The sequence below is a fragment of the Blastococcus sp. TF02-09 genome, assembly GCF_003319105.1.
In the GTDB taxonomy this organism is placed as follows: Bacteria; Actinomycetota; Actinomycetes; order Mycobacteriales; family Geodermatophilaceae; genus Blastococcus.
Genome location: NZ_QOHH01000003.1, coordinates 108,158 through 131,440, shown reverse-complemented (window position 1 = coordinate 131,440; position 23,283 = coordinate 108,158). Strand labels below are relative to the sequence as shown.

Here is a 23,283-nt window from a genome sequence, read left to right as displayed (position 1 = left end):
CCCCACCACCCCTGGAGCGCTTCCGTGTCCACCCCGCCCTCGCCCACCGCCGTCGCGACCGTGCTGGTCCCGGCCGGGACGACGGCGCTGCAGGCGCTCAGGGAGGCCGGCGTCCCGCTCAAGGGCCCCGACGGCGCCGTCGTCGTCCGCGACGCGGCCGGCGAGCTCAAGGACCTGAACTGGACCCCGGACGCCGACGCGGAGGTCGAGCCGGTCGCGGCCGCGAGCGCCGACGGGCGCTCGGTCATCCGCCACTCGGCCGCGCACGTGCTGGCGCAGGCCGTGCAGGAGCTGTTCCCGGGCACCCGCCTGGGCATCGGCCCGCCGGTGGCGAACGGCTTCTACTACGACTTCGACCCGGAGCGGCCCTTCACCCCCGAGGACCTGCAGGCCCTCGAGAAGAAGATGACCGAGATCGTCCGCGCCGGGCAGCACTTCTCCCGGCGGGAGATCAGCGACGCCGACGCCGAGGCCGAGCTCGCGCACGAGCCGTACAAGCTCGAGCTGATCGGCCTCAAGGGCGGTGCCGGCGAGGCTGCCGAGGGTGCCGACGTGGAGGTCGGTGGCGCGCAGCTGACGATGTACGACAACCTGGACGCGCGCAGCGGCGACCGGGTCTGGACCGACCTGTGCCGCGGCCCGCACCTGCCGCGCACCTCGAACATCCCGGCGTTCAGCCTGACCCGGAGCGCGGCCGCCTACTGGCGCGGCAGCGAGAAGAACCCCCAGCTGCAGCGCATCTACGGCACCGCCTGGGAGAGCAAGGACGCGCACAAGGCCTACCTGGAGCAGCTCGCCGAGGCCGAGCGACGCGACCACCGGCGCCTGGGCGTCGAGCTGGACCTGTTCAGCTTCCCCGACGAGATCGGCTCCGGCCTCCCCGTGTTCCACCCCAAGGGCGGGGTGGTCAAGCGGGAGATGGAGGACTACGTCCGCCGCCGGCACATCGAGGAGGGGTTCCAGTACGTCGGCACCCCGCACATCAGCAAGGCGCACCTGTTCGAGACCTCGGGGCACCTGCCGTACTACGCCGACACCATGTTCCCGCCGATGGAACTGGAGAACGCCGAGTACTACCTCAAGGCCATGAACTGCCCGATGCACAACCTGATCTTCCGGTCGCGCGGGCGGTCCTACCGCGAGCTGCCGCTGCGCCTCTTCGAGTTCGGGTCGGTCTACCGGTACGAGAAGTCGGGGGTCATCCACGGCCTGACCCGGGTGCGCGGGTTCGCCCAGGACGACTCGCACAGCTACGTCACCCCGGAGCAGGCGCCGGCGGAGATCCGGCACCTGCTGTCGTTCGTGCTGGGCCTGCTGCGCGACTTCGGGATGGACGACTACTACCTGGAGATCTCCGACCGGGGCGACGACGCGGACAAGCAGTCGAAGTTCATCGGCTCCGACGAGGAGTGGGCGATCGCGACCGCGGTGCTCGAGGACGCCGCGAAGGAGACCGGGCTGGAGCTCGTGCCCGACCCGGGCGGCGCGGCCTTCTACGGCCCGAAGATCTCCGTGCAGGCCCGGGACGCGATCGGCCGCACCTGGCAGATGTCGACCATCCAGTACGACTTCAACCAGCCGGCCCGCTTCGGCCTGGAGTTCAGCGCGGCCGACGGGACCCGCCAGCAGCCGGTGATGATCCACTCGGCGAAGTTCGGCTCGATCGAGCGCTTCTTCGGCGTCCTCACCGAGCACTACGCCGGCGCGTTCCCGGCCTGGCTGGCGCCGGTGCAGGTCGTGGGCATCCCGATCACCGACGAGCAGGTGCCCTACCTCCGGGACGTCGCCGCGAAGCTCGGGCAGCACGGCGTGCGGGTGGAGATCGACGACTCCGACGACCGGATGCAGAAGAAGATCCGCACCGCGAGCAAGCAGAAGATCCCGTTCGTCCTCCTCGCCGGCGCCACCGACGCCGAGGCGGGCGCGGTCTCCTTCCGCTACCGCGACGGCTCGCAGCGCAACGGGGTGCCGGTCGACGAGGCGGTGCAGCAGGTCGTCGACTGGATCGCCTCGCGCTCCAACGCCGACCCCTCGGCCGCCGACGAGCAGGCCGCCACCGTGGTGGCCGGATGAGCGAGGCGGGTGCGGGGGAGGAGACCTCCTACCGGGTGGCCGTCTCCGCGGACGAGGACGGGCCGAGCGCGGTGTTCGAGCACCTGTGGACGCCCTACCGGATGGCCTACATCCGCGGCGAGGGCAAGCCCACCGGCGCGCACGACTGCCCGTTCTGCGTCATCCCCACGCTGAGCGACGAGGACGGGCTGATCGTGGCCCGCGGGACGACGGTCTACGCCGTCCTCAACCTGTACCCGTACAACGCCGGGCACCTCATGGTCGTGCCGTACCGGCACGTGCCCGACTACACCGACCTCACCGCCGAGGAGGTCACCGAGCTCGGTGCGCTCACCCAGACGGCGATGCGCGTGGTGCGCGAGGTCTCCGGGGCGCACGGCTTCAACATCGGCATGAACCAGGGCGCGGTGGCCGGTGCCGGCATCGCCGACCACCTCCACCAGCACGCCGTCCCCCGGTGGGGCGGGGACACCAACTTCATGCCGGTCGTCGGGCTGACCCGCGTGCTGCCCCAGGTCCTGCGCGAGACGCGCGACCTGCTGGCGCGGGCGTGGCAGCAGCAGGTCCCGGCCGGGTCGGGCGGGGAGGGCTGATGCTCGGCGTCAACGCGCGCCCCGCCGTCGCCAAGGTGGTCGCCCCGATCGTCCCGGGGCTGGTCCGGGCCGGGGTCACGCCCGACATGATCACGATCACCGGCACCCTGGGAGCCGTCGCCTCGGCGGTGTTCCTCATCGGCTCGGGTCACCTGTTCTGGGGCGCCTTCGCCGTGTGGATGTTCGTGATGCTCGACATGCTCGACGGTGCGCTCGCCCGCGCCCGCGGTGGCGGCTCGGTGTTCGGCGCGGTCCTCGACTCCGTCGGTGACCGGGCCGCGGACGCCGCCATCTTCGGAGCGCTGGCCTGGTGGTTCTCCGGCGGCGGCGACAACCGGCTGTTCGTGCTGCTGTCCCTGATCTGCCTCGTACTCGGCGTCCTGACCAGCTACATCAAGGCGCGGGCCGAGGGTGTCGGGCTGTCCTGCGACGTCGGCATCGTCGAGCGCACCGAGCGGCTGATCATCGTCCTCGTGGGCACCGGCTTCACCGGCCTCGGCATCCCGTACTCGCTGCACGTCGCCCTCGTGGTCCTCGTCATCGGCAGCGCGATCACGGTCGTCCAGCGGATGGTCGCCGTCCACACCGCGGCGGCCGGGGCGCCCCTCCCGCAGTCCCCGCCGGCGCCGTGACGGGGGCCGCGGACCTGCGGGACCGGGTCACCGGCCGGCTGACCGACGCGGGGTACGCGGCCGGCTGGCGGGCGGTGCGGATGCTGCCCGAGCCGGTCGCCCGGGCCGGGTTCGAGCGGGCCGGCCGGATGGCCGCCGGCCGGGACGGCTCCGGCGTACGCCAGCTGCGCGCCAACCTGCGGGTCGCCACCGGGGGGACGTTGTCCGAGCCGGAGCTCGACGAGCTGACCGCGCGGGCGATGGCCTCCTACGCGCGCTACTGGCAGGAGGCCTTCCGGCTCCCGACGCTCGGGGTCGACCGGATCCGGCGCGACACCGAGGTCATCGGCTTCGAGGGGATCGAGCGGGCCCGCAGCGAGGGCAGGGGGGTGGTCCTGGCGCTGCCGCACAGCGGCAACTGGGACGCCGCCGGGGTCTGGCTCGCCGACCGGCTCGGCGAACCGTTCCTCACCATCGCCGAACGGCTCAAGCCCGAGTCGCTCTACCGCCGGTTCCTCGAGTACCGGGAGTCCCTGGGCATGCGGGTCACCCCGCTGACCGGTGGCCCGAAGTCGGGCTCGGAGGTGCTCCGGGAGTGGCTGGACGACGGCGGGGTGAGCTGCCTGCTCGTCGACCGGAACCTGGGCACCGGCGGCGTGCCGGTGACCTTCTTCGGCCGGCAGGCGCTGATGCCCGGCGGGGCCGCCCTGCTGGCCGCGCGCACCGGGGCGGCGCTGCTGCCGGTGGTGGGCCGCTTCGACGGCGCCGGCTGGCTGCTGCACGTGCATCCCGAGGTGCCGGTCACCGGCGAGGGGCGGCTGGCGACGCGGGTGGCCACCGCCATGCAGGCGGTCGCGGACGCCTTCACCGAGGGCATCGGTGAGCGGCCCGAGGACTGGCACATGCTCAACCGCATCTGGGCCGACGTGCCGCCCGACGCACCCCGGGGGGCGGCTCCCAGGGAGGGGGCGCGCTGATGCGCATCGGCCTCGTGTGCCCGTACCGGTGGGACGTCCCCGGCGGCGTCCAGTACCACGTGCGCGACCTGGCCGAGACGTTGCGCGGGCTGGGCCACCACGTGGAGGTGCTCACCCCGGCCGAGCGCGAGGAGTCGCTCACCGATCCCTGGACCACCTTCGCCGGCCGGACCGTGCCGGTGCCGTACAACGGCTCGATGGCCGGCGTGCAGTTCGGCCCGGTGGTGGCGGCGCGGGTGCGCCGGTGGCTGCGCGACGGGCGGTTCGACGTCGTCCACGTGCACGAGCCGGCCACCCTGTCGCTGTCCCTGCTGGTGTGCATGCTCGCCGGCGGGCCGATCGTGGCGACCTTCCACGCCGCCACCACCCGGTCGAAGGTGCTGGCCGCGCTGGGGCCGGTCGCCCGCCCCTGGCTGGAGAAGATCAGCGGCCGCATCGCCGTCTCCGACTTCTCCCGCCGGGTGCAGGTCGAGCACCTCGGCGGCGATGCCGTGATCATCCCGAACGGGGTGCACGTCGACGCCTTCGCCGAGGGTCCCCGGCTGCCCGCCGTGCCGCACGACGCACCCACCATCGGCTTCCTCGGCCGCTACGACGAGCCGCGCAAGGGCCTGCCGACGCTGCTGGAGGCCATGCGCACCGTCGTCGCCCGGCACCCCGGTGCCCGGCTGTTCGTGGCCGGCCGGGGTGACGCCGAGCAGCTGGACCGCCTGGTGGGGGAGGAGCTGCGCCCGCACGTGGTCCTCCTCGGCGAGATCTCCGAGGCGGACAAGGCGGCCTTCCTCCGCTCGGTCGACATCTACTGCGCGCCCAACCTGCTGGGGGAGTCCTTCGGCGTGGTGCTCATCGAGGCGATGTCCGCCGGTGCGCCCACCGTGGCCAGCGACCTGGACGCCTTCGCCCGGGTGCTCGACGGCGGAGCAGCGGGCGTGCTGGTGCCCCGCGGCGACTCCGCGGCGCTCGGCACCGCGCTGAGCGACCTGCTGGCCGACCCCGACCGGCGGCGCGAGCTCCGGGCCCGGGGTGCCGAGGTGGCGCGCAGCTACGACTGGCCGGTCCTCGCCCAGCGCATCCTCGCCGTCTACGAGACCGTCGCGACACCCGGCGGCGGCGTCACCGCCCTGGCGGACGACGACGTGCCGGGCGTGCCGCCCACGGGCGCCGCGCCGCGGAGGTCCCGCTGGCGGGGGAGCGCCCGCTAGCCTTCCGCTCCGTGGGTGCCCAGGCGTGGACGTGGACCGTCGTCGCGGTCGTCGTCCTCCTGCTGCTGGCCTGGACCGCGTGGACGCTCGTGCGCCTGCGGCGCCTGGAGACCCGGGTGGCCCGCGCCCGGGAGACGCTGGAGTCGCAGCTGCGCCGCCGTGCCGGGCTGGCCGAGGAGCTGGCCCGCGAGCACCCGGCCGCACTGGGTCCGCTGCGTGCCCGCGCCCTCGCCGAGGCGGCGGCCCAGGCGCGGTCGACCCCCCGCGGCGACCGCGAGGCGGCCGAGAACGGCCTGGGGCGCGAGCTGCGCGACCTGCCGGCCGACCTCCCGGGTGTGCCGGCCTCGCTGCAGGCCGACCTGACCGGCACCAGCACGCGGGTGGCCCTGGCCCGGCGCTTCTACAACGACGCCGTCCGCGACACCCAGGCGCTGCGCGGTCGGCGGCTGCCCCGGGTCCTCCGGCTGCACGCCGGCCGCCCGGTGCCGCGGTTCTTCGACATCGACGACCGGTTGGAGGCGCTCACCGCGAGCAGCGTCGGCGAGGGAGCCGAGGGACGGCCGTAGGCTGGAGGTCCCCGTCCCGCCGACCCCCGAGGCCGCCTCCGTGTCTGCACCGACCCCCTCCACCGGAACCGACCGCGTCAAGCGCGGCATGGCCGAGCAGCTCAAGGGCGGCGTCATCATGGACGTCGTCACGCCCGAGCAGGCGAAGATCGCCGAGGACGCCGGTGCCGTCGCGGTCATGGCCCTCGAGCGGGTGCCCGCCGACATCCGCGCCGAGGGCGGCATCTCGCGGATGAGCGATCCGGACATGATCGACGGCATCATCTCCGCGGTCTCCATCCCGGTGATGGCCAAGGCGCGCATCGGCCACTTCGTCGAGGCGCAGGTCCTGCAGTCCCTGGGCGTGGACTACATCGACGAGTCCGAGGTGCTGACCCCGGCCGACGAGGCCCACCACATCGCCAAGTCGCAGTTCACCGTGCCGTTCGTCTGCGGCGCCACGGACCTGGGCGAGGCGCTGCGGCGCATCTCCGAGGGCGCGGCGATGATCCGCTCCAAGGGTGAGGCCGGCACCGGCAACGTCGTCGAGGCCACCCGGCACATGCGCGCGATCCGCGCCGGCATCAAGGCGCTGGGCACGCTCGACGACACCGAGCTGTTCGTGGCGGCCAAGGAGCTGCGCGCGCCCTACGACCTGGTGGCCGAGGTGGCGCGCCTGGGCAAGCTGCCGGTGGTGCTCTTCACCGCGGGCGGCATCGCGACCCCCGCCGACGCGGCGATGATGATGCAGCTGGGTGCCGAGGGCGTCTTCGTCGGCTCGGGCATCTTCAAGTCCGGCGACCCGGCGCAGCGAGCCTCCGCGATCGTCCAGGCCACGACGTTCCACGACGACCCCGACGTGATCGCCAAGGTGTCCCGCGGGCTGGGCGAGGCCATGGTGGGGCTCAACGTCTCGACGCTGCCGGCCGACCAGCGCTTCGCCACCCGCGGCTGGTGACCCGCCCCGTCATCGGTGTCCCCGTCATCGGTGTCCTGGCCCTGCAGGGCGACGTCCGCGAGCACCTCGCCGCGGTGCGGGACCAGGGCGCCGAGGCGCTGACCGTGCGCCGGCAGGAGGAGCTGGCCGGCGTGGACGGGCTCGTGCTGCCCGGGGGCGAGTCGACGACCATCGCCCTGCTCGCCGAGCGGTTCGGGCTGATGGACCCGCTGCGCGCCGCCGTCCGCGGGGGGCTGCCGGTCTACGGCTCGTGCGCGGGGATGATCCTGCTCGCCGACCGCCTGCTGGACGCACCGCCGGGGCAGGAGACGATCGGCGGGCTGGACGTCACGGTGCGGCGCAACGCCTTCGGCCGGCAGGCCGACAGCTTCGAGTCCCAGATGTCCTTCGACGACGGCGTGGGCGGCGGGCCGCTGCACGCGGTCTTCATCCGCGCTCCCTGGGTGGAGGAGGCCGGCGAGGGGGTGACCGTCCTCGGCCGCATCGTGGGGGGAGCGGCCGACGGTAGGATCGTCGCCGTCCGCCAGGGGAATCTGGTGGCCACCAGCTTCCACCCGGAACTGACCGGGGACCGCCGGGTGCATGCGCTGTTCGTCGACATCGTGCGCCGATCCCTGGCGGAGAAGGCCGGCACAGCTGCCGGGAACGAGAGGGGTTTGTCGTGAGCGGCCATTCCAAGTGGGCGACGACCAAGCACAAGAAGGCCGGGATCGACGCCAAGCGCGGCAAGCTCTTCGCCAAGCTGATCAAGAACATCGAGGTCGCCGCCCGCACCGGCGGCGGTGACCCGGCGGGCAACCCGACGCTCTACGACGCCATCCAGAAGGCCAAGAAGAGCTCGGTGCCCAACGACAACATCGACCGCGCCGTCAAGCGCGGCTCCGGCGCCGAGGCCGGTGGCGTCGACTACCAGGGCATCACCTACGAGGGCTACGCCGCCGGTGGCGTCGCCGTGCTCATCGAGTGCCTGACCGACAACAAGAACCGCTCGGCCATGGAGGTCCGCACCGCCATGACCCGCAACGGCGGGACCATGGCCGACCCCGGCTCGGTGTCCTACCTGTTCTCCCGCAAGGGCGTGGTGGTGGTGCCGAAGGCCGACGGAGTCGACGAGGACTCCGTGCTCATGGCCGTGCTCGACGCCGGCGCGGAGGAGGTGCGCGACCTCGGCGACACCCTCGAGGTGGTCAGCGAGCCCGGCGACATGATCGCCGTGCGCACCGCCCTGCAGGACGCCGGCATCGACTACGACTCCGCCGACATGGGCTTCGTGCCCAGCGTCCAGGTGGAGCTCGACGCGGACGGCGCCGGCAAGGTGTTCCGCCTCATCGACGCCCTCGAGGACCTCGACGACGTGCAGAACGTCTACGCGAACTACGACGTGCCCGACGAGGTGCTCGAGACCATCGACGCCTGAACGAGCCCGGTGGCGTGTCGAGCGCCCGTTCCGGCTGCGCGGGACTAGCGTTCCGATCGAACAGGTGTTCGTGGAAAGCTAGGAGCGTGGCCATGCGGGTGCTCGGCATCGACCCGGGGCTCACCCGGTGCGGGTGGGGGGTCGTCGACGGCCGCCCCGGCGCGCGCCCCGCGGCGGTCGGCGTCGGCGTCATCCGCACGTTGCCCGAGCTGGACCTGGAGCTGCGGCTGCTCGAGCTGCACACCGCGGTGACGGCCCTGCTCCGCGAGCACCGGCCCGACGTCGTCGCCGTCGAGCGGGTCTTCACGCAGAACAACAAGGGCACCGGCCACGCCACCGCGCAGGCCGCCGGCGTGGCCGCGCTCGCCGCCGCCCAGGCCGACCGTCCGGTCGCCTGGCACACGCCCAGCGAGGTCAAGGCCGCGATCTCCGGCAGCGGCCGGGCGGACAAGGAGCAGGTCACCCTGATGGTCACCCGGGTGCTGGGCCTCACCGAGGCGCCGAAGCCGGCCGACGCCGCCGACGCCCTGGCCCTGGCGGTCTGCCACGTGTGGCGCGGGCCCGCCCAGCAGCGGCTGCGCTCGGCCGCGCTCGCCGGCGGCATCGGCGCGCCCGTCGTCCAGCGCACCCTGCCGCGGTGGCAGGGGGTGGCGGCCCGATGATCGCCAGCCTGAGCGGGCGGGTGGCCGCGGTGTCGCCGGACGGCGCGGTCGTGGAGGTCGGCGGGATCGGTCTCGCGGTGCAGTGCACGCCGGGCACGATCGCCCGGCTGCAGGTGGGGGAGAGCGCCCGCCTGTCCACCAGCCTGGTCGTGCGCGAGGACTCGCTGACCCTCTACGGGTTCGCCGACGACGACGAGCGCCAGCTGTTCGAGCTGCTCCAGACGGCCAACGGGGTCGGTCCCCGGCTGGCCCAGGCGGTGCTGGCGATCCACCCGCCGCGGGAGGTGCGCCGGGCGGTGTCGATGGCCGACGTCAAGGCGCTCATGCAGGTGCCCGGCATCGGCAAGAAGGGCGCCGAGCGGCTGATCCTCGAGCTGCGCGACCGGCTCGGCTCGGTCACCACCGACACCTCGCTCGACGGCCCGGCGCCCGCCGGCCTCCCGGCGGTGACCCCCGTGGCGCCGTGGCGTGACCAGCTGACCTCGGCGCTGGTCGGGCTGGGCTGGTCGGCCAAGGAGGCCGAGACCGCGCTGACCCAGCTCGCGCCCGTCGCCGACGCGCAGATCGTCGAGACCGGCTTGGTCGAGGTCGCCGTCCTGCTGCGGCAGGCCCTCCAGCTGCTGGGTAGGGCATGAGCACCCCGTTCGACCGGTCCCTGACCGGTGAGGTGAGCGGCGATCTCGGCCAGGAGTGGGGCGTCTCCCCGCAGGCCGGGGACGAGGAGCGGGTCGTCGAGTCCGCGCTGCGGCCGCACTCGCTGCACGACTTCATCGGCCAGCCCAAGGTGGCCCGCCAGCTCGCGCTGGTGCTCGAGGGGGCCAAGCGCCGGGGCCGTCCGCCGGACCACGTGCTGCTGTCCGGCCCGCCCGGGCTGGGCAAGACCAGCCTCGCGCTGATCATCGGCTCCGAGCTGGGCACCGCGGTCAAGATCACCAGCGGCCCGGCCATCGAGCGCTCCGGCGACCTGGCCGCGATGCTGTCCAACCTCGCGCCCGGCGACGTGCTGTTCATCGACGAGATCCACCGCATCGCCCGGCCGGCCGAAGAGCTGCTCTACATGGCCATGGAGGACTTCCGGGTCGACGTCGTCGTCGGCAAGGGGCCAGGGGCCACCGCCATCCCGCTGGAGATCAACCCGTTCACCCTCGTCGGCGCCACCACCCGCGCGGGGCTGCTGACCGGCCCGTTGCGGGACCGCTTCGGCTTCGTCGGCCAGATGGAGTTCTACGAGCCGGCCGAGCTGCAGCAGGTGCTGGCCCGCAGCGCCGAGCTGCTCGGTGTGGAGCTGACCGACGAGGGGTCGGCGGAGATCGCCGGCCGTTCCCGGGGCACCCCGCGGATCGCCAACCGGCTGCTGCGCCGGGTCCGCGACTACGCCGAGGTGGAGGCCGACGGCCGGGTCACCCGTGCCGTCGCCGAGGCCGCGCTGGCCCTCTACGACGTCGACCACCTCGGGCTGGACCGGCTCGACCGCGCCGTCCTGGAGGCGCTGGTGACGAAGTTCGGCGGCGGCCCGGTGGGCGTGGCCACCCTCGCCGTCGCCGTGGGGGAGGAGCCGCACACCGTCGAGGAGGTCTGCGAACCCTTCCTCGTCCGTGCGGGGCTGCTCGCCCGCACCTCCCGCGGGCGGGTCGCGACCGAGGCCGCCTGGCGGCACCTCGGGCTCGAGGTGCCCCGCGGCGGGATCCCGCTCGGGCGGGTCACAGCAGACCCACAGGGCGCAGGCTCGTCGTCAGAGCCGCTCTTCGACGCCTAGACTCCGGGACGCTGGCGCGCAAACTGAGAGGCCGCGGCCGTGCGCGCCCCACCGGGTCGCCGCGCGCCGTCCTCACAGCACCGCCCCGGCGACCGACGTACCCGAGCGGCCTCCGGGCCGTACCGACCGCGGAGCACCACCGCGCGGTAGAGAGGCACACCTGTCGTGGAGCTATTCCCCCTGATCATGCTGGCTCTGCTGGCGGTGCTGCTGTTCGTGCTCCCCGCGCGCCAGCGCCGGACCATGCAGGCCCGCGCGCAGGCACTCCAGGAGTCCCTGACCGTCGGGACGCCGGTGATGACCACCAGCGGCATCCACGGCACCGTGGCCCGGCTGGACGAGACCACCGCCGACCTGGAGCTCGCGCCCGGTGTCGTCGTGACCTTCGTCCGCCCGGCGATCCTGGAGATCCGCCAGCCGGCTCCCGAGCTCCCGGGTGACGACGCGCCCGGCGCGGCCGGCGGGCGCCCGGCCGGCGACGACCGCTGAGCGGGGGAGGATCCGTGGCCAAGCGCTCCCTCTCGGCGCGCCGGAACTTCGGTGCGTTCGTCCTCATCGTGGCCGCCCTCTACGGGCTGGTCTTCGCCGGCTCCGACCGGACGCCGCAGCTCGGGCTCGACCTGCGCGGCGGCACGACCGTCACGCTGACGGCGCGCACGCCCGACGGTGCGGCCCCCGACCGCGAGGACCTGGAACTCGCCCGCCGGATCATCGAGCAGCGGGTCAACGGTCTGGGCGTCGCGGAGGCCGAGGTCGTCACCGAGGGCGACTCGAACATCGTCATCTCCGTCCCCGGGGACGACGGCGACCAGGCGCGCCAGCTGGGTCAAACCGCCCAGCTGCGGTTCCGTCCCGTGCTGGCCGGGCCCGCGCCGGCCGAGGCCACGCCCGCGGAGGACGCCGAGCCGACCGACGGCGCGGAGCCCACCGAGGGAGCAGAGCCGACCGACCCGGCCGCGCCGACCGAGTCCGCCGCGCCGACCGAGTCCGCCGCGCCGACCGAGGCGCCGGCCGAGGAGACGCCCGACGGCGAGGCCGACCAGGCCCCCGCCCGCGACCCCGACGCCCCGCCGGTCACCCGCGAGGAGGCGCAGGTCGCCTTCGACGCCCTCACCTGCGACGACACCACCACCGGCGACATCGCCCTGCCCGAGGACCACGTCGCGGCCTGCAGCGAGGACGGCACGCTCAAGTACCTCCTCGGCCCCGCCGTCGTCGAGGGCACGTCGGTCTCCGACGCCGCCGCCGGCACCCGCACCGGGACCGGCGAGTGGGTCGTCAACCTGGACTTCGACAACGAGGGCGGCCGCGCCTGGGGTGACTTCACCGCGGCCAACGTCGGCAACGCGGTCGCGATCACCCTGGACGGCCGGGTCATCTCCGCGCCGACGGTGCAGGGCGCGATCGTCGGCGGCACCACCGAGATCACCGGCAACTTCGACCAGGAGTCGGCCACCGAGCTCGCCAACCAGCTCAAGTACGGCGCGCTGCCGCTCAGCTTCACGCAGGCCACCGCCCAGTCGATCTCCACCGAGCTCGGCGAGGAGCAGCTGCAGGCCGGCCTGCTCGCCGGGGCCATCGGCATCGCCCTGGTCTTCCTGTACTCGCTGCTCTACTACCGGGCGCTCGGGCTGGTGATGATCGCCAGCCTGGTGCTCTCCGGTGTCGTCGTCTACGGCGTCCTGGTGGTGCTGGGCCGCGAGATCGGCTTCACGCTGAGCCTCGCCGGCATCGCCGGGTTCATCGTCTCGCTGGGCATCACCGCGGACTCGTTCGTCGTCTACTTCGAACGGCTCAAGGACGAGATCCGCGAGGGCCGCAGCCTGCGCTCGGCCGTGCCGCGGGCCTGGGTCCGCGCCCGGCGGACGATCCTCTCCGCCGACGCGGTCAGCTTCCTCGCCGCGGCGATCCTCTACGTGCTCGCCATCGGTGACGTGAAGGGCTTCGCGTTCACCCTCGGCATGTCCACGGTCCTCGACCTGGTGGTCGTCTTCCTCTTCACCCACCCGCTGATGGCGGTGCTGTCCCGCTACAAGTGGTTCGGCAGTAGCCGGATCTCGGGGCTCGGCCAGGTCGACAAGTCCGGTTGGACGTCGTCGTCACGCACGGACCGGGACCTCGTCGGCGCCGCAGCCGGCGCCCCGGCGCAGAACAGGAGCAGTTCATGACCCGCGACGACGGCCGGCGGCCGGAGGACGAGCCAGTCCCCGTCGGCACCGAGGCCGACGAGGCACGCGACGCCGCGGACGCCGGCAGCGAGGCCGCCGCGGCGATGGGGGACGACGACCTCGCCGAGGCCGGCCTGCCCCGCGAAGGCGGTGGCGACCTCACGCGCACGCCGCGGGCCTCGCTGGCGCACCGGCTGTACAACGGCGAGGCGGGCCTGGACGTCGTCGGCCGGAGCCGGCTGATCTACAAGATCACCGCCGTGGTGCTGCTGCTGAGCTTGCTCGCCATCGTGTTCCGCGGCTTCAACTTCGGGATCGACTTCGAGGGCGGGAACAGCTTCCGGCTCCCGGGTTCCGAGCAGCAGCTCGAGCAGGTGCGCACCGCCGCCGAGGACGCCGGCGCGGAGGTCGCCTCGGCGCAGATCGTCGGCGGGGACACCGTCCTGCTGCGCACCGAGGCGCTCGACGGCGACGCCGAACGGGACGTCGTCACCGCGATCGCCGACGCCGCCGGGGTGGACGCCGACCAGGTCAGCCCTGAGTCGGTCAGCGCGGACTGGGGCCGGGACATCACCGACCAGGCCCTCGTCGCGCTCGTCGTCTTCCTGGTCGCCGTGGTGCTCTTCCTGGCCGTGCGCTTCCAGCTCAAGATGGCGATCGGTGCGATGGCCGCCCTGGTGCACGACATCGTGGTCACCGCGGGCATCTACGCCCTGGTCGGCTTCGAGGTGACGCCGTCCACCGTGATCGGCTTCCTCACCATCCTGGGCTTCTCGCTCTACGACACCGTCGTCGTCTTCGACAAGGTGGACGAGAACGTCAAGGACCTGGACAAGTCGGCGCGCATGACCTGGAGCGAGGCGGCGAACCTGGCCGTCAACCAGACCCTGATGCGCTCGATCAACACGTCGGTGATCGCGCTGCTGCCGGTCGCCGGGCTGCTCTTCGTCGGCGCCGGTCTGCTGGGCGTGGGCACGCTCAAGGACCTCGCCCTGGTGCTGTTCGTCGGCCTCGCCGCGGGCACGTACTCCTCGATCATCCTGGCGACGCCGATCGTGGCCGACCTCAAGGAGCGCGAGCCCGAGGTGCAGGCCCTGCGCCGGCGCGTGCTCGCCCGTCGCTCGTCGGCCGCCCGCCAGACCGGTGCGGCTCCGGCTGCCGGTCCGGTGGCCAGTGCCCGCCGTGGCCGACGCCCGGTCGGGGGAGCGACCGCGGTCGCGGCGCTGCCCGACGCCGTCGCCGCCGACGTCGTGGTCGAGTCGCCGTCCTCGGTGCGGCCGGAGACGTCCGGCGCCACCGCGGCCCCGCGTCCCGGAGCCCGGCCGCAGCGGCCCGGTGGCCGCCGTCCGGCGAAGAAGCGCCGATGAGCGCGGTGGCCGACGGTGCGGTGCAGCAGCCGCTGGACGAGCTGATCGCCTCGCTCACCGTCGACATCCCCGACCACCCCGAGCCCGGCGTGCTCTTCCGCGACCTGACGCCGGTGTTCGCCGACGGCCCGGCGTTCGCGCGGGTGGTCGAGGGACTGGCGGCTGCGGGGGAGTCCGACTCGCGCGCGGCCGCGCTGGCGGGCACGGACCGGGCCGCTCCCGCGTTCGACGTCGTCGTCGGCGTGGAGGCGCGGGGCTTCCTGCTGGCCGCCGCGGTCGCGCTGTCCGCGGGGGTGGGCGTCGTCCTGGTGCGCAAGGCCGGCAAGCTGCCGCGGGAGCGGATCGCGGCCGACTACTCGCTCGAGTACGGCACCGCGACCCTCGAGCTGCACGCGGATTCCATCCGCCCGGGCCAGCGGGTGCTGGTGGTCGACGACGTGCTCGCCACCGGCGGCACGCTCACCGCCGCCGTCGCCCTGGTCGAGCAGCTGGGCGGGGTGGTCACGGCGGTGTCGGTCGTCGTCGAGCTCGCCGCCCTCGGCGGCCGGGAGCGGATGGCGCCGCACACGGTGCACGCGCTCTGGACCACCTGACCGAGGGAGGGGCCCGGCCGCGTCCGGCGGCGCGGCGCCCGGCCCGGCTAGCATGGTGAGGGTCCCCCCTCCTCGGATCCGCGGGAGTCGCAGTGGCCTCAGACGTAGCCGCCGACGCCGCCCCCGCGCGCCCCGGGACCCCACCGGCCGCCGGCACCGCGACCGACCCGTCGCCCCCGGGCACGCAGACCGCCGGCACCGAGCCGGCCCACCGTCCGCCGCTGCCCGAGCGCCCGACGGTCCGTCGGCCCGACGACGTCGGCGCCGAGCCCGGCGACGGCGATGCGGCCACCCCGCGGCGCCGGGTCCGCGACCGCCTCGCCCGTCGCATCGTCGCCGGCCAGCGCAGCCCCGTCGTCCGCCCCGTGCTCGAGCCGCTGGCCGCCCTGCACCGCCAGAGCCACCCCAAGGCCGACCTCACGCTGCTGCAGCGCGCGTACGACGTCGCCGAGGGCGCGCACGCCGCGCAGCGGCGCAAGAGCGGCGACCCCTACATCACCCATCCGCTGGCCGTGGCCACCATCCTCGCCGGCCTGGGCATGGACACCACCACGCTCGTGGCGGCCCTGCTGCACGACACGGTCGAGGACACCGGCATCACGCTGGACTCGATCACCACCGACTTCGGTCCCGAGGTCGCCCACCTCGTCGACGGCGTCACGAAGATCGACCGGGTCAAGCTGGGGGACGCCGCCCAGGCCGAGACGATCCGCAAGATGATCGTCGCCATGGCCCGCGACCCGCGGGTGCTGGTCATCAAGCTCGCCGACCGGCTGCACAACATGCGCACGCTGCGCTTCCTCCCGCCCGAGAAGCAGGAGAAGAAGGCGCGCGAGACGCTGGAGATCCTCGCTCCGCTGGCCCACCGGCTGGGCATGAACACCATCAAGTGGGAGCTCGAGGACCTCGCGTTCGCGACGCTGTATCCCAAGCGCTACGACGAGATCGTGCGGCTGGTGGCCGAGCGGGCGCCCTCGCGCGACACCTACCTCGCCGAGGTGACCTCGCAGGTCCAGGAGCAGCTCAAGGCCGCCAAGATCGAGGCGGTCGTCACCGGCCGGCCCAAGCACTACTACTCGATCTACCAGAAGATGATCGTCCGTGGCCGCGACTTCGCCGACATCTGGGACCTCGTGGGCATCCGGATCCTGGTCGACTCGGTCCGCGACTGCTACGCGGCGCTCGGCATCATGCACGCCCACTGGCAGCCGCTGCCGGGGCGCTTCAAGGACTTCATCGCGATGCCGAAGTTCAACATGTACCAGTCGCTGCACACGACGGTGATCGGCCCGCACGGCAAGCCCGTGGAGCTCCAGATCCGCACGCACGACATGCACCGCACCGCCGACTACGGCATCGCCGCGCACTGGAAGTACAAGGAGAACGCGCGGGCCGGCGGCAGGCCCAGCGCCGGTGAGTTCGGCGCCCCGGCCAAGGCCGGCTCACCCGACGACATGCTGTGGCTGCGCCAGCTGCTGGACTGGCAGCGCGAGGCGCAGGAGCCCGGCGAGTTCCTGGAGACCTTGCGCTACGACCTCGGTCCGCAGGAGGTCTTCGTCTTCACGCCCAAGGGCGACGTGATCAGCGTCCCCGGTGACTCCACGCCGGTCGACTTCGCGTTCGCGGTGCACACCGAGGTCGGCTACCGGACCATCGGCGCGCGGGTGAACGGCGCGCTGGTGTCGTTGGACAGCAAGCTCTCCAACGGCGACGTCGTCGAGATCTTCACCTCGAAGTCGCCCACCGCCGGCCCCTCCCAGGACTGGCTGAGCTTCGTCGGCTCCTCCCGGGCGCGCACCAAGATCCGGCAGTGGTTCACCAAGGAGCGCCGCGAGGACGCCGTCGAGGCCGGCAAGGAGGCGCTGACCCGGGCCATGCGCAAGGCCGGGCTCCCGCTGCAGCGGCTGCTCGGCGGCGAGGCGCTGAGCACGCTGGCCAAGGACCTGCGCTACGCCGACGTCACCGCGCTGTACGCGGCCGTGGGGGAGAACAACATCTCCGCCGCCTCGGTGGTCGAGAAGCTGATGACGGCGCTCGGAGGCACCGAGGGCGCCGTCGAGGACATCGCCGAGACCGCGATCCCGACCCGCCGGCCCACGCCGCGCCGTTCGGCCACCGGTGACCCGGGCGTCATCGTCCACGGCATGACCGACGTGTGGGCCAAGCTCGCGAAGTGCTGCACGCCGGTGCCGGGCGACGAGATCCTCGGCTTCGTCACCCGCGGCGGCGGGGTGAGCGTGCACCGCACCGACTGCACCAACGCCGGTGACCTCCAGCGCAAGCCCGAGCGGCTGGTCGAGGTCGAGTGGGCCAGCGCGCCCGGTTCGGTCTTCCTCGTCGCGATCCAGGTCGAGGCGCTGGACCGGCACCGGCTGCTCTCCGACGTCACCAAGGCGCTGGCCGACGAGCGGGTGAACATCCTGTCCGCGTCGGTGCAGACCAGCCGGGACCGGGTGGCCATCAGCCGGTTCACTTTCGAGCTGGCCGACCCCGCGCACCTGGGCGCGGTGCTGCAGACCGTGCGCAACGTGGACGGCGTCTTCGACGTGGAGCGCGTGACCGCCTGAAGAAGGACCCCGCTGCCCCGCGCTGGGATCAGGTGACCTGATCCCAGCGCGTCCTCCCTCGTGGTGCACGGTGAGGGAGGACGCGCGGAGGTGAGGGAGGACGCCCTCGGAGCGTCAGCCGGCGAGGGCCATCGACTCGATGGTGACCGGCTCGACCGGGGCGCCGTCCTGGCCGCCGTCGGCGATGCCCCTCGCCGCGATGGCGTCCAGCACGGCCAGGCCGGCCTCGTCGATCGTGCCGACGACGGTGTAGTTCGGGTTGCCCTCGAGGCTGTCGCCGTAGACGAGGAAGAACTGGCTGCCGTCGTCGCCCTGACCGGAGTTGGCCATGGCGATCGTCCCGCGCGGGTAGGTCTCCGAGACGCCGGTCGCCGCGGTCAGGTAGTCGAACGCCGCGCCGCCGCGACCGGTGCCGCTCGGGTCGCCGCACTGGAGGACCTGCAGGCCCGGGCTGTTGGTCAGCCGGTGGCAGTTCGTGCCGTCGAAGAAGCCCTCACCGGCGAGGTAGGTGAGCGCACCGGCGGCGCAGGGCGCGGCGGCCTGGTCGAGGGTGAGCCCGATCTCCCCGTAGTTCGTGGTCATCGTGAGCGCCTGCGTGCCCTCGGTGGGCACGTCGCCGTCCGGCACGCCGACGTCGGTGAGGTCCGGGTTGGCCGAGGTGTCGGCGGGGACGTAGGTGCAGGTGCTCGCGTCGTCCGGTGCGGAGGCCTGGGTGTCGTCGTCGCCGCCGAGGACGCCGCTGATCAGCAGCGCCGCGCCGACCACCACCACGAGGGCCAGCGCGGCCAGGCCGATGCCCAGGTTGCGGCGGCGCTTCTGCGCCTGCGCGGCACGGCGCTCCAGCTGGCGCTGGAGGTGGCGCTGGGCGGCCTCGCGGCGCTGCTTGCTCGTGGGCACGGTCGGACTCCTCGGACGGGCGGCGGCTCGGCGGGGCGGCGGCCGGTCACGGGCGCCGCTCGACGCGGTCGACGACGGAGTGTAGGTGCCCGAGCTGGCCGTTCACTGGCACGCCCGCTCCTCGATCGGCGCCCGCGTAACCTGCACGGGTGCTCATCCGCTCCTTCCCCGCCGGCGCCTTCGGGACCAACTGCTACGCCGTGGCGTCCGGCCCCGGGCAGGAGTGCGTCGTGGTCGATCCCGGCATGGACGCGGTCGAGCCGCTGGGCCGGATGCTGGCCGACGACGGCCTCAAGCCGGTCGCCGTCGTGCTCACCCACGGCCACCTCGACCACACGTTCTCCGTGCTCCCGGTGTGCAAGGGCTACGACATCCCCGCCTACCTGCACCCCGACGACCTCGGCATGCTTTCGGACCCGATGCGCTGGCACGGCCCGCAGCTGGCGCCCCTGCTCGGCGGTGTCCGGCTACCCGACCCGGGCGAGGTGAAGCGCCTGGACGACGGCGCGGTGCTGTCGCTGGCCGGGGTCGACCTCACCGTCCGGCACGCGCCCGGGCACACGCAGGGCTCGGTCATGTTCTCCCTCGACCTGGGCGAGACGCCCGGACTGCTCGCCGGCGACGTGCTCTTCGCCGGTTCGGTGGGCCGCGTGGACCTCCCCGGCGGTTCGTGGGACGCGATGCTGACCTCGCTGCGCGACGTCGTCCTGCCGCTGGACGACGAGACGATCGTGCTGCCCGGCCACGGCCCGGCGACGACGATCGGCCGCGAGCGCGCGACGAACCCCTACCTGGCCGAGGCCGCCGCCGCACCGAAGGGCCGTGGGCTGTGAGCGGCATGACCGCCCCCAAGGGCACGTTCGACACGCTGCCGCCGGAGTCGGCGCGGTTCCTCGCCGTCCGCGACGCGCTCACCGCGCCGCTGCGCCGGGCCGGTTACGGCTACGTCGAGACGCCGGTGTTCGAGGACACCGCGGTCTTCTCCCGGGGGGTCGGTGAGTCCACCGACGTCGTGACCAAGGAGATGTACACCTTCGAGGACCGGGGCGGCCGCTCGCTGACGCTGCGACCCGAGCTGACCGCCGGGCTGATGCGCGCGTTCATCGAGCACCGGCTGCACGACGGCGCCCTGCCGGTGAAGCTCTGGTCGGTCGGCTCGGCCTTCCGCTACGAGCGCCCGCAGGCCGGCCGGTACCGGCACTTCACCCAGGTCGACATGGAGGCGCTCGGCGTCGACGACCCGGCGCTGGACGCCGAGGTGGTGGCGCTGGGCGTGCAGGGCTTCCGGGACCTGGGGCTCACCGACTTCGAGCTGCTGCTCACCTCGCTGGGCGACGCCACGTGCCGGCCGCAGTACCGCGAGCTGCTCGTGGCCTACCTGGAGAAGCTCGACCTCGACGAGGAGACCCGGCGGCGCGCGGAGATCAACCCGCTGCGGGTCCTCGACGACAAGCGCCCCGAGGTGCAGGCCCAGCTCGACGACGCACCGCTGATGGTCGACCACCTGTCGGACTCCACGAAGGCGCACTACGACGCCGTCCGCCAGCACCTCACCGACCTCGGGGTGACCTGGACCGAGGCGCCGCGGCTGGTGCGCGGGCTGGACTACTACACGAAGACGACGTTCGAGTTCGTGCACAACGGGCTGGGTGCGCAGTCGGCGATCGGGGGCGGCGGCGGGTACGCCGGGCTCTCCGCGGCGCTGGGCGGGCCGGACCTGCCGGGCATCGGCTACGCCGTCGGGGTGGACCGGACGCTGCTCGCGGTGCAGGCCGAGGGGCTCGACGTCGGAGCCGCTCCCGGTGTGCAGGCGTTCGTGGTGCCGCTGGGCGCCGAGGCGAAGCGGCTGGCCGTCCGGCTGGTCGGGCAGCTGCGCCAGGCCGGGGTGGCGGCCGACACCGTCTACGGCGACCGCGGGCTCAAGGGCGCCATGAAGGCCGCCGACCGCTCGGGTGCCTCGCACGTCGTGGTCATCGGCGAGCGGGACCTGGCCGCGGGCGTCGGGCAGCTCAAGGACATGGCCACGGGGGAGCAGACCGCCGTCCCGGTGTCCGAGCTGTTCGACGCGTTGAAGCGTGCGACGGTGGGGGAGTGACTTCCATGGAGCGGCGACCGCTGGGGCGGACCGGTGCCGAGGTTGGCGTCGTCGGCCTGGGCACCTGGCAGCTGGGCGGCGACTGGGGCGACGTGTCCGAGGACGACGCGGCCGCCGTGCTGGACGCGGCGCTCGATGAGGGCGTCGACCTGCTCGACACCGCCGACGTGTACGGCGACGGGCGGTCGGAGGAGCGCATCCGCAAGGCGCTGGCGGCCCGGTCGGAGCGGCCGTTCGTCGCGACCAAGGTCGGCCGGCGCGCCGACCCGTTCGAGGCGGCGCAGTACACGCCGGAGAACCTGCGGGCGTGGATCGACCGGTCCCGGCGCAACCTGGGCGTGGACACCCTCGACCTCGTCCAGTTGCACTGCCCGCCGACGGCCGTCTACTCCGACCAGCGGGTGTACGACGCACTCGACTCGTTCGTCGAGGACGGCGCCATCGCGGCCTACGGGGTGAGCGTCGAGACCGTCGCCGAGGGGCTGACGGCGCTGCAGCACCCGGGCGTGGCCACTCTCCAGGTCATCCTCAACGTCTTCCGGCGCAAGCCGCTGGAGGAGCTGCTGCCCGCGGCGGCCGCTGCCGGCGTCGGCGTGCTCGCGCGGGTGCCGTTGGCCAGCGGCCTGCTCACCGGCAAGTACGACGAGTCGACGGAGTTCCCGGCCGACGACCACCGGAACTTCAACCGCGGCGGCGAGGCGTTCGACGTGGGCGAGACCTTCGCCGGCGTGCCGTTCGACGTCGGTGTCGCCGCCGCCCGCGAGGTCGCCGCCATCGCCGGCGACACCCCGACCGGCGCCTTCGCGCTGCGCTGGGTGATCGACCAGCCCGGCGTCACCGCGGTCATCCCCGGGGCCCGCAACGTCGAGCAGGTGCGCGGCAACGTCGCCGCCGCCGAGCTGCCGCCGCTGACGCCCGCCCAGCTCACCGATCTCGAGCGGCTGTACGACGAGCGCATCCGCGCGCACGTGCACGACCGCTGGTAGTTCTCCACCCACCTCTGAAAGGCACCTCCTTGTTGCGCACCCACGACGCCGGCACGCTGCGCGCGTCCGACGCGGGCTCCACCGTCACCCTCGCCGGCTGGGTGGCCCGCCGCCGCGACCACGGTGGCGTGGTCTTCCTCGACCTGCGCGACGCGTCGGGGTACGTGCAGGTCGTCGTCCGCGAGGAGGAGGCGCACCACCTGCGCAACGAGTACTGCGTGCGCGTGACCGGCGAGGTGCGCCGGCGCCCCGAGGGCAACGAGAACCCGGAGCTGCCGACGGGTGAGATCGAGGTGGCGACGTCGTCGCTCGAGGTGCTCTCCGCCGCCGCGCCGCTGCCGTTCCCGATCGAGACCGACCAGGCCGCGTCCGACGACGTCCGCTACAAGTACCGCTACCTCGACCTGCGGCGGCAGGGCCCCGCGCGGGCGATGCGTCTGCGGTCGGAGGTCAGCCGGGTCGCCCGCGCCGTCATGCACGAACACGGCTTCGCCGAGGTGGAGACCCCGTCGCTGACCCGCTCGACGCCGGAGGGCGCGCGCGACTTCGTCGTCCCGGTCCGGCTGCAGCCGGGCAAGTGGTACGCCATGCCCCAGTCGCCGCAGCTGTTCAAGCAGCTGCTGATGATCGGTGGCCTGGAGCGCTACTACCAGATCGCGCGCTGCTTCCGGGACGAGGACTTCCGCGCCGACCGGCAGCCGGAGTTCACCCAGCTGGACTTCGAGATGAGCTTCGTCGAGCGCGACGACGTGCTCGCCGTCGCCGAGGACGTCGTCCGGGCGCTGTGGCGGGAACTCGCGTCCTACGACGTGCCGGAGATCCCGCGGATGACCTACCGAGAGGCGATGGACCGCTTCGGGTCGGACAAGCCCGACCTGCGCTTCGGCGTCGAGCTGACCGAGCTCACCGACTACTTCACGGACACCCCGTTCCGCGTGTTTCAGGCGCCCTACGTGGGTGCGGTGGTCATGCCCGGCGGCGGATCGCAGCCGCGGCGGGCGTTCGACGCGTGGCAGGACTGGGCGAAGTCCCGCGGCTACCGGGGCCTCGCGTACGTGACCGTCGGCGAGGACGGCACCCTGGGCGGCCCGGTGGCCAAAAACATCTCCGACGCCGAGCGCGAGGGCCTGGTCGCCGCCGTCAGCGCCAAGCCCGGCGACTGCGTGTTCTTCGCCGCTGGCGCCCGCCGCTCGGCCCAGGAGCTGCTCGGCGCGGCGCGCAACGAGATCGCCCGTCGGCTGGAGCTGATCGAGCCGGGATCGTGGTCGTTCCTGTTCGTCGTCGACTTCCCGATGTTCGAGGAGACCGAGGACGGCGACTGGACCTTCATGCACCACCCCTTCACCTCGCCGACGCCCGAGTGGCGGGACCGGTTCGCCGAGGACAAGGGCGCGGCGCTGTCCGACGCCTACGACATGGTGATCAACGGCAACGAGGTCATGAGCGGGTCGGTGCGTATCCACGACGCCGCGCTGCAGGAGCGGGTGTTCGAGACCCTGGGCATGTCCCGCGAGGAGGCCCGCGAGCGGTTCGGGTTCTTCCTGGAGGCCTTCGCCTACGGGCCGCCGCCGCACGCCGGCGCCGCGTTGGGCTGGGACCGGCTGACCGCGCTGCTCACCGGCGTCGACTCGATCCGCGAGGTCATCGCGTTCCCCAAGACCGGCGCCGGGTTCGACCCGCTGACCGGTGCGCCGACGCCGATCAGCGAGGCCCAGCGCAAGGAAGCGGGCATCGACGCGAAGCCCGAGGAGCCGGCGCTGCCCGGCGAACCCGGTGCCCCCGGCCCGACCGACCCGAGCAAGCAGTAGGAGCGGCT

At 73.5% G+C, this 23,283-nt stretch carries 22 protein-coding genes; 21 read left to right on the top strand and 1 reads right to left on the bottom strand.

The genetic code is table 11. From position 1 onward, the window contains the following. Positions 1–24: 24 nt before the first annotated feature. The 17 genes from thrS (at position 25) to DQ239_RS05560 (ending at position 17,489) form a co-directional block, all read left to right on the top strand. The gene (thrS, locus tag DQ239_RS05640) at positions 25–2,073 is read left to right on the top strand and encodes a threonine--tRNA ligase (RefSeq protein ID WP_113833442.1); all 2,049 of its coding nucleotides are present in this window, start codon (positions 25–27) and stop codon (positions 2,071–2,073) included. Further along, positions 2,070–2,666: an HIT domain-containing protein gene (locus tag DQ239_RS05635; RefSeq protein WP_199582702.1), complete on the top strand. Its 597-nt coding sequence runs from the start codon at positions 2,070–2,072 to the stop codon at positions 2,664–2,666. The genes thrS and DQ239_RS05635 overlap by 4 nt, the downstream gene beginning before the upstream one ends. Continuing rightward, positions 2,666–3,298 (top strand): phosphatidylinositol phosphate synthase, encoded by a 633-nt coding sequence (gene pgsA, locus DQ239_RS05630; protein WP_113833441.1) that lies wholly within the window; start codon positions 2,666–2,668, stop codon positions 3,296–3,298. The genes DQ239_RS05635 and pgsA overlap by 1 nt, the downstream gene beginning before the upstream one ends. Beyond that, positions 3,295–4,254: a phosphatidylinositol mannoside acyltransferase gene (locus tag DQ239_RS05625; RefSeq protein WP_113833440.1), complete on the top strand. Its 960-nt coding sequence runs from the start codon at positions 3,295–3,297 to the stop codon at positions 4,252–4,254. The genes pgsA and DQ239_RS05625 overlap by 4 nt, the downstream gene beginning before the upstream one ends. Next, on the top strand, positions 4,254–5,456 hold the full coding sequence (locus DQ239_RS05620) for a glycosyltransferase family 4 protein (RefSeq protein ID WP_113833439.1): 1,203 nt from the start codon (positions 4,254–4,256) through the stop codon (positions 5,454–5,456). The genes DQ239_RS05625 and DQ239_RS05620 overlap by 1 nt, the downstream gene beginning before the upstream one ends. Positions 5,457–5,467: 11 nt before the next feature. Continuing rightward, positions 5,468–6,022, top strand: coding sequence for a hypothetical protein (locus DQ239_RS05615; RefSeq protein ID WP_113833438.1), 555 nt, complete (start codon positions 5,468–5,470; stop codon positions 6,020–6,022). A 40-nt stretch (positions 6,023–6,062) separates the two neighbouring features. Then, complete coding sequence (pdxS, locus tag DQ239_RS05610; RefSeq protein WP_113833437.1) at positions 6,063–6,959, top strand: pyridoxal 5'-phosphate synthase lyase subunit PdxS; 897 nt, start codon at positions 6,063–6,065, stop codon at positions 6,957–6,959. Then, positions 6,956–7,624, top strand: a complete 669-nt coding sequence (pdxT, locus tag DQ239_RS05605) for a pyridoxal 5'-phosphate synthase glutaminase subunit PdxT (protein WP_233488790.1) — start codon at positions 6,956–6,958, stop codon at positions 7,622–7,624. Before pdxS ends, pdxT begins: the two co-directional genes overlap by 4 nt. Then, positions 7,621–8,376, top strand: a complete 756-nt coding sequence (locus tag DQ239_RS05600) for a YebC/PmpR family DNA-binding transcriptional regulator (RefSeq protein WP_113833436.1) — start codon at positions 7,621–7,623, stop codon at positions 8,374–8,376. The genes pdxT and DQ239_RS05600 overlap by 4 nt, the downstream gene beginning before the upstream one ends. Positions 8,377–8,468: 92 nt before the next feature. Beyond that, entirely contained in the window at positions 8,469–9,038 is a 570-nt protein-coding gene (ruvC, locus tag DQ239_RS05595; protein ID WP_113833733.1) for a crossover junction endodeoxyribonuclease RuvC, read from the top strand. Next, entirely contained in the window at positions 9,035–9,673 is a 639-nt protein-coding gene (gene ruvA / locus DQ239_RS05590; protein ID WP_113833435.1) for a Holliday junction branch migration protein RuvA, read from the top strand. The genes ruvC and ruvA overlap by 4 nt, the downstream gene beginning before the upstream one ends. Then, complete coding sequence (gene ruvB / locus DQ239_RS05585; protein ID WP_199582699.1) at positions 9,670–10,794, top strand: Holliday junction branch migration DNA helicase RuvB; 1,125 nt, start codon at positions 9,670–9,672, stop codon at positions 10,792–10,794. The genes ruvA and ruvB overlap by 4 nt, the downstream gene beginning before the upstream one ends. Before the next feature lie 165 nt (positions 10,795–10,959). Then, entirely contained in the window at positions 10,960–11,283 is a 324-nt protein-coding gene (yajC, locus tag DQ239_RS05580) for a preprotein translocase subunit YajC (RefSeq protein ID WP_113833434.1), read from the top strand. Positions 11,284–11,297: 14 nt separating this feature from the next. Further along, a complete protein-coding gene (secD, locus tag DQ239_RS05575) occupies positions 11,298–12,962 on the top strand; it encodes a protein translocase subunit SecD (protein WP_113833433.1) in 1,665 nt (554 codons plus the stop codon). Further along, complete coding sequence (gene secF / locus DQ239_RS05570) at positions 12,959–14,329, top strand: protein translocase subunit SecF (protein ID WP_113833432.1); 1,371 nt, start codon at positions 12,959–12,961, stop codon at positions 14,327–14,329. Before secD ends, secF begins: the two co-directional genes overlap by 4 nt. Beyond that, positions 14,326–14,922 (top strand): adenine phosphoribosyltransferase, encoded by a 597-nt coding sequence (locus DQ239_RS05565; protein ID WP_113833431.1) that lies wholly within the window; start codon positions 14,326–14,328, stop codon positions 14,920–14,922. The genes secF and DQ239_RS05565 overlap by 4 nt, the downstream gene beginning before the upstream one ends. Before the next feature lie 92 nt (positions 14,923–15,014). Beyond that, positions 15,015–17,489 (top strand): bifunctional (p)ppGpp synthetase/guanosine-3',5'-bis(diphosphate) 3'-pyrophosphohydrolase, encoded by a 2,475-nt coding sequence (locus DQ239_RS05560; protein WP_113833430.1) that lies wholly within the window; start codon positions 15,015–15,017, stop codon positions 17,487–17,489. Positions 17,490–17,603: 114 nt separating this feature from the next. On the opposite strand, the gene DQ239_RS05555 is transcribed toward DQ239_RS05560, so the two are convergent. After that, a complete protein-coding gene (locus DQ239_RS05555) occupies positions 17,604–18,386 on the bottom strand; it encodes a peptidylprolyl isomerase (protein WP_113833429.1) in 783 nt (260 codons plus the stop codon). Positions 18,387–18,535: 149 nt separating this feature from the next. Between DQ239_RS05555 and DQ239_RS05550 the strand changes: the two genes are divergently transcribed. From DQ239_RS05550 to aspS, 4 genes are read left to right on the top strand one after another with little or no spacing between them, the layout of a single operon-like run. Further along, a complete protein-coding gene (locus tag DQ239_RS05550; protein ID WP_113833428.1) occupies positions 18,536–19,219 on the top strand; it encodes an MBL fold metallo-hydrolase in 684 nt (227 codons plus the stop codon). Between the two features lie 5 nt (positions 19,220–19,224). Then, complete coding sequence (hisS, locus tag DQ239_RS05545) at positions 19,225–20,481, top strand: histidine--tRNA ligase (RefSeq protein ID WP_113833731.1); 1,257 nt, start codon at positions 19,225–19,227, stop codon at positions 20,479–20,481. A gap of 5 nt (positions 20,482–20,486) precedes the next feature. Further along, positions 20,487–21,467 (top strand): aldo/keto reductase, encoded by a 981-nt coding sequence (locus DQ239_RS05540; protein ID WP_113833427.1) that lies wholly within the window; start codon positions 20,487–20,489, stop codon positions 21,465–21,467. Positions 21,468–21,499: 32 nt separating this feature from the next. Further along, on the top strand, positions 21,500–23,275 hold the full coding sequence (gene aspS, locus DQ239_RS05535; protein WP_233488788.1) for an aspartate--tRNA ligase: 1,776 nt from the start codon (positions 21,500–21,502) through the stop codon (positions 23,273–23,275). The last annotated feature ends 8 nt before the right edge of the window (positions 23,276–23,283 follow it).

Coding starts and splice junctions, on each gene's coding strand:
- DQ239_RS05635 (WP_199582702.1), top strand. CDS start 2,070: ATGAGCGAGGCGGGTGCGGGGGAGGAGACCTCCTACCGGGTGGCCGTC.
- pgsA (WP_113833441.1), top strand. CDS start 2,666: ATGCTCGGCGTCAACGCGCGCCCCGCCGTCGCCAAGGTGGTCGCCCCG.
- DQ239_RS05620 (WP_113833439.1), top strand. CDS start 4,254: ATGCGCATCGGCCTCGTGTGCCCGTACCGGTGGGACGTCCCCGGCGGC.
- ruvC (WP_113833733.1), top strand. CDS start 8,469: ATGCGGGTGCTCGGCATCGACCCGGGGCTCACCCGGTGCGGGTGGGGG.
- ruvA (WP_113833435.1), top strand. CDS start 9,035: ATGATCGCCAGCCTGAGCGGGCGGGTGGCCGCGGTGTCGCCGGACGGC.
- ruvB (WP_199582699.1), top strand. CDS start 9,670: ATGAGCACCCCGTTCGACCGGTCCCTGACCGGTGAGGTGAGCGGCGAT.
- secF (WP_113833432.1), top strand. CDS start 12,959: ATGACCCGCGACGACGGCCGGCGGCCGGAGGACGAGCCAGTCCCCGTC.
- DQ239_RS05565 (WP_113833431.1), top strand. CDS start 14,326: ATGAGCGCGGTGGCCGACGGTGCGGTGCAGCAGCCGCTGGACGAGCTG.
- hisS (WP_113833731.1), top strand. CDS start 19,225: ATGACCGCCCCCAAGGGCACGTTCGACACGCTGCCGCCGGAGTCGGCG.
- DQ239_RS05540 (WP_113833427.1), top strand. CDS start 20,487: ATGGAGCGGCGACCGCTGGGGCGGACCGGTGCCGAGGTTGGCGTCGTC.